This window comes from Okeania sp. SIO3I5 (assembly GCF_010672085.1).
In the GTDB taxonomy this organism is placed as follows: Bacteria; Cyanobacteriota; Cyanobacteriia; order Cyanobacteriales; family Microcoleaceae; genus Trichodesmium.
In genome coordinates this window covers 1-3,484 of record NZ_JAAHHT010000442.1, presented here as the reverse complement: position 1 = coordinate 3,484, position 3,484 = coordinate 1, and the positions used below count along the sequence as shown (strand labels likewise).

The 3,484-nt window shown below is 36.9% G+C and carries 2 protein-coding genes; one reads left to right on the top strand and one right to left on the bottom strand.

Going from position 1 to position 3,484, the window contains the following annotated elements; all coding sequences use genetic code 11:
• Positions 1-455: 455 nt before the first annotated feature.
• Positions 456-2,177: a bifunctional 3,4-dihydroxy-2-butanone-4-phosphate synthase/GTP cyclohydrolase II gene (ribBA, locus tag F6K40_RS39385; RefSeq protein WP_365674370.1), complete on the bottom strand. Its 1,722-nt coding sequence runs from the start codon at positions 2,175-2,177 to the stop codon at positions 456-458.
• A gap of 227 nt (positions 2,178-2,404) precedes the next feature.
• On the opposite strand from ribBA, the gene bluB reads away from it, so the two are divergent.
• Positions 2,405-3,046: a 5,6-dimethylbenzimidazole synthase gene (gene bluB, locus F6K40_RS39380; protein ID WP_293145500.1), complete on the top strand. Its 642-nt coding sequence runs from the start codon at positions 2,405-2,407 to the stop codon at positions 3,044-3,046.
• Positions 3,047-3,484: the final 438 nt, after the last annotated feature.

The following is a 3,484-nucleotide window of genomic DNA, read 5'->3' as shown; positions in this document are numbered from 1 at the left end:
ACATAGAGGAGTTATGTTTAAGTCTTGAATCGGCTTTTTCAGGAGAAAAGAGTATTTTTCAATACACTTTTTTATGAATGTAGACAGAATTCTTCCTCCCCCTCCTCCCCCTCCTCCCCATCCTCCCACAAGGGTTTCAAGAGTTCCTTATAAGGGATAGCTTGGAAAGGGGGGAATAGAAGGGCAACGTCGGGAGTATGTCAAATGTGTATTAGCAAGTCATATCAAATCCGCTTGCTTCGGAGTTACAAGAAACCGGGTTTGTGGGATAGTATTGTAGGGCATTTGAGACCAACCCGGTTTCTATGCTTTTTTATACCGATACTACCGGATTTGATATCAGAAGGCAGAAGGCGCGAAGCCATAATTAATAAGGGTTTTCCCTTAAACGAGGCATACAACAATAAGTTGTTTAAATGCACAACCGCTTATTTAGTATAAACTCCAGTTAAAAGCTAATTTTGAAGAACTTTTAAACTGTAAATTTTTTGCGGTTCTAAATGTTCCATAACTGTCAATAATTCATTTTTTTCAAAACTAAGACGTTTGAGTTTTCCTTGTAAAGTAGTCATAGGATCAGCACCAGAAGCGATCAGAAATTCCAATTTTGAAATATTCAGCCATTGAGCTATTTCTGTTAATACTTTAGCGATCGCCTCCAAATAAGGATTATTTGATTGTTGATACCATTCAGATGTAATTAATGTGGCTTTTTCTAAACCAAAATTAACTATTAAAGGTGCTTGAGCAAAAACCGCTGTTGCCACTGCTCTAGTTTCTTCCCGCAACAGAAAATCATCTTCTTTGATTAAACTGCGTAATTTTTCCAAATATTCATAGCGCTGTTGAACCGGAGTTTTCAGACTTCCAATATAAGAATTATCGGCAAACTTTCCTTCTGTGTTTTGATAATTCCAATTAATAGCAATTGTCACTAAATAACTGCGTAACAACATATGACCTAATTTTTGCGCCTTAGTCGCCAAATAAGTAGAATTATAATCTGTTGTTTCAATTAATAAAGGAACTCGATCTACTACTTCAATTCCATAACCATTTAAACCTGCTATTTTCCGGGGATTATTTGTAATTAAACAAATTTTCTTCACACCCAAATCATGTAATATTTGTGCTCCCACACCATAGTTGCGCAAATCTGCTGGAAACCCTAATCTTTCATTAGCTTCGACTGTATCTAATCCCATATCTTGCAATGAGTAAGCTTTGAGTTTATTAATTAAACCTATTCCCCTACCCTCTTGTCGCAAATAGACAACCACTCCCGCACCCGCATTTTCAATCATTTTCATCGCTGCTTGCAGTTGCATTCGACAGTCACAACGGAGGGAACCAAAAGCATCTCCAGTTAGACACTCAGAATGTACCCGCACCATGACATCCTTTTCCTGAAATTCTTCTGGGTTGCCTTTAACAATAGCTATATGTTCCGAATTATTTTGAGTATTGCGGTAAGCATAAATTTGGAACTCACCAAATTGGGATGGTAAATTAGCAACAGCTTCTCGGTAGACAAAGCGATCGTGTCTGATGCGATAACTGATCAGATCAGCAATACTGATCAATTTCAGATTATGAGTTTGAGCATATTCTATTAATTGAGGTAACCTTGCCATCGAACCGTCTGGGTTTTGAATTTCACAAATAACTCCCGCTGGATATAAACCTGCTAATCTAGCTAAGTCAACAGAAGCTTCTGTATGACCTGCTCGTTTTAATACCCCTCCTTCTTTAGCCCGAATGGGGAAGACATGACCAGGGCGACGTAAATCTTCCGGTTTCGTAGTAGGGTTAATGACAGCTTGAATAGTACGCGCTCGGTCTTCTGCTGAGATACCTGTAGAAACTCCCAACTGTGGGGAAGCATCAATACTAACAGTAAAAGCTGTTTGGTTACTGTCAGTATTTTTAGTAACCATAAGTGGAATATCTAATTCGTCAAGGCGATCGCCTGTCAATGACAGACAAATTAGACCTCTAGCTTCTACTGCCATAAAGTTAATCATGTCTGGAGTAGCAAATTGAGCTGCACAAATTACATCTCCTTCGTTTTCTCGATGTTCGTCATCGACTACTACTATAGACTTACCTGCTTTAATGTCTGCTAGTGCAGCATCAATGGAGTCAAATTGAAATTCTTCCTTTGGCTGTTTATTCACAGATAGCTTCCCTGATTTTGTCATTTTTTTCAAAATATGCTTAAAAGTATACAAAGATTATAACGATATACAAAGATTATAGAGTTTCCTAGGCTACGGAAGTATAGTAACAAGAATGAATAAATTAGATAGATAGTTGAGAATATACATATGCAGCAACTTGAAGACTCTATTAAGTAATAGAGTTTCAGATACAAAATATGATACAATAATTGGAAGTAAATAATATGAAAGGTAGAATTTTTACAGAACAAGAACGTCAAATACTTGAAGACATTATCGTTCATCGTCGAACAGAATTTGGGGCAAACTTTATTAATGAAGAAATTCCCGATACAAAAATTGAGCGGTTACTTTTAGCTGCTTTACTTGGCCCTTCAGTTGGTTTTTCCCAACCTTGGGAATTTGTAATTATTCGTGACCCATCAATCAAAGCCAAAATCAAGGCATCTTTTGAAAGAGAAAATGAAAAAGCTAAAGAAATCTTTAAAGATAGACCGTTATATAATCATTTTCAATTGGAAGGAATTACCACAACTCCTATTAACATTGCTGTTTTTTATAAACCCTCACTTACTCCTGTTATGGGTCAAACAAGTATGGAGAAAGTTGGACCGTATAGTGTTTGTCTGGCAATTCAAAATTTGTGGTTGATGGCTAGAGCGGAAAATATAGGGTTGGGTTGGGTCAGTATTTTAGACGAAAAAGAGGTAAAAACTATTCTCAATGCTCCTCCAGAAAATGAATTAATAGCGTATTTATGTTTAGGTTATGTGACAGAATTCACAGAACGTCCTTTGCTGGAAATTGTTAACTGGGAAAAGCGTAAATTAAAGGAGGCGGTGATTTATTATGATGGTTATCAGTAGAATAAAAACTTTCTTTAGTATCTGAAAAATTCTTATCTATACTTGTGGCGAATAGACTTCTTCCGCAAATTAATAATATCAAATCTGGTTGCTTTGAAGTGTTACAAGAAACCGGATTTGTTAGAGGCTAATGTATTATAGCGGGGCATTTAATACAAACCCGGTTTCTCTGCTTTTTTACACCGATACTACCGGATTTGGTATAAGCCCCTTTGTCAAACTTTCCTATTTTTGAGATTACTAATTACTATCTCATATAAAATCCGGTTATACAATAATCGCAAAATTACTTCCTCAACTTACAGATGTGAAGTTAAACTAAGCCAGTTTGTTACCAAACCGACTCGTCTTCAGAACCGGACGTGAGACTTTCACCTCATCAACGGCTCCTCTCTTAAACGCCCCTTGTCATGGGCACATCCTGCTTCAGAGTTAACA